This window comes from Microvirga sp. GN3, from assembly GCF_055792825.1.
Genome location: NZ_JBVVAK010000301.1, coordinates 1 through 3,995 on the forward strand (window position 1 = coordinate 1; position 3,995 = coordinate 3,995).

Annotated in this window: 3 protein-coding genes and 1 pseudogene; 3 read left to right on the forward strand and 1 reads right to left on the reverse strand. The window is 60.3% G+C overall.

Translation table 11 applies throughout. From position 1 onward, the window contains the following. Positions 1-132 (forward strand): annotated as a pseudogene (locus ACS5Q1_RS46780) (IS3 family transposase); the annotation flags it as partial. Positions 133-391: 259 nt separating this feature from the next. Here ACS5Q1_RS46780 and ACS5Q1_RS46785 read toward each other — a convergent pair. Beyond that, a complete protein-coding gene (locus tag ACS5Q1_RS46785; protein WP_473104607.1) occupies positions 392-655 on the reverse strand; it encodes a hypothetical protein in 264 nt (87 codons plus the stop codon). A gap of 153 nt (positions 656-808) precedes the next feature. On the opposite strand from ACS5Q1_RS46785, the gene ACS5Q1_RS46790 reads away from it, so the two are divergent. Beyond that, the gene (locus ACS5Q1_RS46790) at positions 809-3,751 is read left to right on the forward strand and encodes a RecQ family ATP-dependent DNA helicase (protein WP_473104608.1); all 2,943 of its coding nucleotides are present in this window, start codon (positions 809-811) and stop codon (positions 3,749-3,751) included. Next, entirely contained in the window at positions 3,726-3,932 is a 207-nt protein-coding gene (locus ACS5Q1_RS46795) for a UvrD-helicase domain-containing protein (RefSeq protein WP_473104609.1), read from the forward strand. Before ACS5Q1_RS46790 ends, ACS5Q1_RS46795 begins: the two co-directional genes overlap by 26 nt. The last annotated feature ends 63 nt before the right edge of the window (positions 3,933-3,995 follow it).

Consider the following 3,995-nt stretch of genomic DNA (forward strand, 5'->3'; position numbering starts at 1 on the left):
AATACCGTGCGCCCACATTCGTCGTTGGGCTACAGACCACCCGCACCCGAGACAGTGCTATGGCCGGCTGCGCAACCCCGGCCAACTCCGCCGGCCACCCCAGCCGTAGCGCCACGACCGATCACGCACTAACATTGACACCGGACCACCTCGTGGGGGCTGGCCAAGAGCCTGCACTGCAGAAGCGGGAACAAATGTGCTTGTCACGTGTCGCACTCGGGATGCCAGCCAGTAAGCTTGCTTCAAGTGTGTAGCTGATTGCAGAGTGTTTAGACCAAACTCTCAATTGTATGAACAGCGCCACCTCAACATCCTTCAGCGAAAATAACCATACCTTGCTAAGCTTCATCGCAACGATGTTTTATCTCTAGCGTCCACTCTTCTGTCGTGCTTATTTCGCAAAATCAGGAACTTGATATCGTAGACAGAAGACAGGCGCATGGATGGAGCCGAGATCGGGCAGATTGATGATTTTTTGCTGAACCGCTGCCTCTCGATCGACCTTGAGGTTGATCCGGGTCAAGCAAAGATCTTCGCCTTTGCCGCCGTTCGCCGCCAAGGCCAGGAGAAAGTGGTATTCCGAAGCGGGAACCAGGAGGCCGCCCTTGACCGGCTCGAGGGACTCGCCGCAGGGGCCGACTTCCTGCTTGGTCACAACATTATCCGATTTGATCTCCCTCACCTCGCAGCGGTGAGGCCCCGCCTCGCGCGACTAGCCACAAAGCCAATAGATACGCTTTGGCTGAACCCGCTAGCTTTCCCGCGCAATCCATACAACCATCTAGTCAAACACCATCACGATGGGCGGTTGCACGCAGGACATGTAAACGACCCGGAACTCGACGCGCGCCTTGTGCTCGATGTGCTGGCCAACCAAATCGCAGCCTTTGCAACTCTGGCGAAGGAGACGCCTGCCGCTCCTATCGCCTATCACTACCTGACCACTTGTATGCAGGGGAGTGACGGTTTCGATGCACTGTTTACCGACTTACGCAGAGCACCCCGACCTGCTGCGGCACAGGCCGAGAAGGCGATCAAGGAACTGCTCGATGGTCAGGCATGCGCTTCGCGTATCCAGCAAACACTGAACCGCCTGTCCTCACCACAACTCGGCTGGCCGATGGCCTACGCACTTTCGTGGATCTCGGTCGCGGGCGGGGATTCCGTTATGCCACCCTGGGTGCGGGCGCAGTTCCGTGAAGCCTCACTGATCGTTCGGCATTTGCGCGACCGCGCGTGCGGCGACCCAGGCTGCCATTGGTGTCGCGAGAAGAACAACCCGAAGAAAGCGCTATCGCGCTGGTTCGGCTTCGACAGCTTCCGGCCGGAGCCAAAGGACGATGCTGGTCGCCCGCTGCAGGAACGCATTGTCGCTGAAGCAATGGAAGGGAAATCTGTTCTCGGTATCCTGCCCACTGGCACTGGGAAGTCTGTCTGCTACCAGATTCCAGCGCTAGCGCGGTTCGATAAGATCGGCGCGCTTTCCGTCGTCATCTCGCCTCTGGTCGCACTGATGGCTGATCAGGTGCAAGGCCTTGCGCGTCACGGAATCGGAGGCTGCGTTACGATCAACGGGCTTCTCTCAATGCCAGAGCGCCATGCTGCGTTGGATCAGGTGCGGTTGGGCGACGCGGCCATGTTGCTGATATCACCCGAGCAGCTACGCAGCCCCTCAGTGCGTGCAGTCCTGGCGCAGCGCGAGGTCGGCTACTGGATCCTGGATGAGGCCCATTGTGTCTCAAAGTGGGGGCATGATTTCCGGCCCGACTATCGCTACGTCTCGCGCTTCATCCGTGAGTATTCCGGGGATCAAGAGCCCGCGCCGGTGATCTGCCTGACTGCGACGGCAAAGCCGGAGGTGGTGCGCGACATCCGTGATCACTTCCAGTCCCGCCTAGGGCTGGAACTGCTTCTGCTCGACGGCGGTGCGACCCGCCAGAACCTCGCCTTCGAGGTGCACGAGACCCACCGCAGCCGCAAGCTCACCGACATTCTTGATATGATCGAACGCGCCCTGCCGCGCGATGGTGCGTCAGGCGCCGTGGTCTATTGCGCCACGCGTGCTGCGACTGAACGTGTCGCGGGCTTCCTGCAACAACAGGGGTTAGCAGCGGACTTCTTCCATGCTGGCCTGACGCCCGAACGCAAGCACGAGGTGCAAGAGCGTTTCCGTGTCGGTGAGCTGCGGATCATTGCGGCCACGAACGCCTTCGGTATGGGGATCGACAAGCCCGATATAAGGCTGGTGGTGCATGGCGACATTCCGGGCTCGCTTGAGAACTACCTGCAGGAGGCCGGCCGAGCTGGACGTGACCGCGATCCGGCGGTCTGTGTGCTTTTGTTCACCACCGAGGATGTCGAACGGCAATTCTCTCTCAGCGCCCGCTCGCGTCTGGCGCGCCATGAGATCAGCGCGATCCTGAAGGCGCTCCGGCGCTTGGATACCCGTGGAAAGCACAACGGTGAGGTCGTCGCCACGCCGGGCGAGATAGTGCGGGAAGAGGCGGCGCAGGAATTCGAGCGCGATAACGCCACTGACGACACGCGGGTCAAGACGGCCGTTGCCTGGCTCGAAGAATCAACTCTGCTGACCCGGGAGGAAAACCGGGTGCAGGTCTTCCCTTCCTCGCTGCGTATCCGCACGCTGACAGAGGCCGAGGAGATTCTGTCCAAGATTGAGCTGACCAGAACCAGGCGTAAGCAACTACTGGATCTGGTGCGGCATCTAATGACGGCCTCCCCCGATGCTGGTGTCTCGACCGACGAGCTTTCCGGCGCCAGTGGCCTGACCGGTGGCGCACTTCGGAAGGCATTGTCTGATCTCGAAGCACTTGGTATCGCGACGGACGATACGGCCATTACGATCTTCGTTCATGTCGGGGTGGAGGGGTCGTCGAAACAGCGGTTCCAGGTAGCTACGGCATTGGAGGCCGCATTGATCGACGCTATGCGCGAGGCGTCACCAGATGCTGAGGGCGGCGAAGCGCAGCCTCTGCATCTCGCCGCGACCTGTCAAGTTCTGCGCGATCAGGGCCATCTGGGCGTGCGCCCGGACCTGGTTGAGGCGCATCTGCGCAGCTTGGCGCAGGACGGACGCGATGAGGACGGTGGACGCGGCAACATTCATTCGCGCAAGGTGAATCGAAACACTTGCTTCGTGCGACTGCAGCGGTCGTGGGAAATGGTTAGCCGGACGGCGGAGATCAGGCGTCGAGGGGCGGAGCTTTTAATCCAACATCTCGAAGCGCTAGTGGCAAAAGGCACGCGCGGTAAAGATGTCCGGGTCGAGACCACAATGGGCAAAATGCAGTCCGCCATCACAGGGGATGTTTTCCTGAAGGGCTCAGTCCGGGATATGACTAAGTTGCTCGGCCGGGCACTCATGTGGCTCCATGAACAGGGCGTGATCACCCTTGGACGAGGCCTGACGATCTTCCGCCCCGCGATCACCGTTCACCTGCGCCCCGGGGGTGGACAGTTTACTCAGAAGGATTTCCTCCCTCTCGAGGATCATTACTGCGAACAGACCGTTCAGACCCATATCATGGCGGCCTATGCCGGGCGCGGGCTGACCTCGATGAAAGAGGCAGAGCGGCTCGCGCAGGACTATTTCCAGCTGGACAAAGGAGCCTTCCTTAAGCGCTGGTTGCCGGATCGAGCGGGCGACTTGGTCCGTCAAACCACACCGGAGAGCTGGCGCCAGATTGTCGAGTCTCGGAAATTCCGTGCAGTCGAAGATCGTCGCCGATGATCGCGAACAGACCAACGTGCTGGTGCTCGCAGGACCCGGCTCCGGAAAAACACGGGTGCTGGTGCATCGCGTCGCCTATCTGATCCGGGTCAAGCGCGAAGATCCGCGTGGCATTCTTGTTCTAATGATCTTCACTAAAGACCTGCAACGGAGAGACCTGCGTGCCGAAAGAAGCTGGTAATGAGCTCAGGCCGTTGCTGCAGGCGGCCGAACTCGCGGCGGGCCAGGCGGTGCAAGTCGGCGA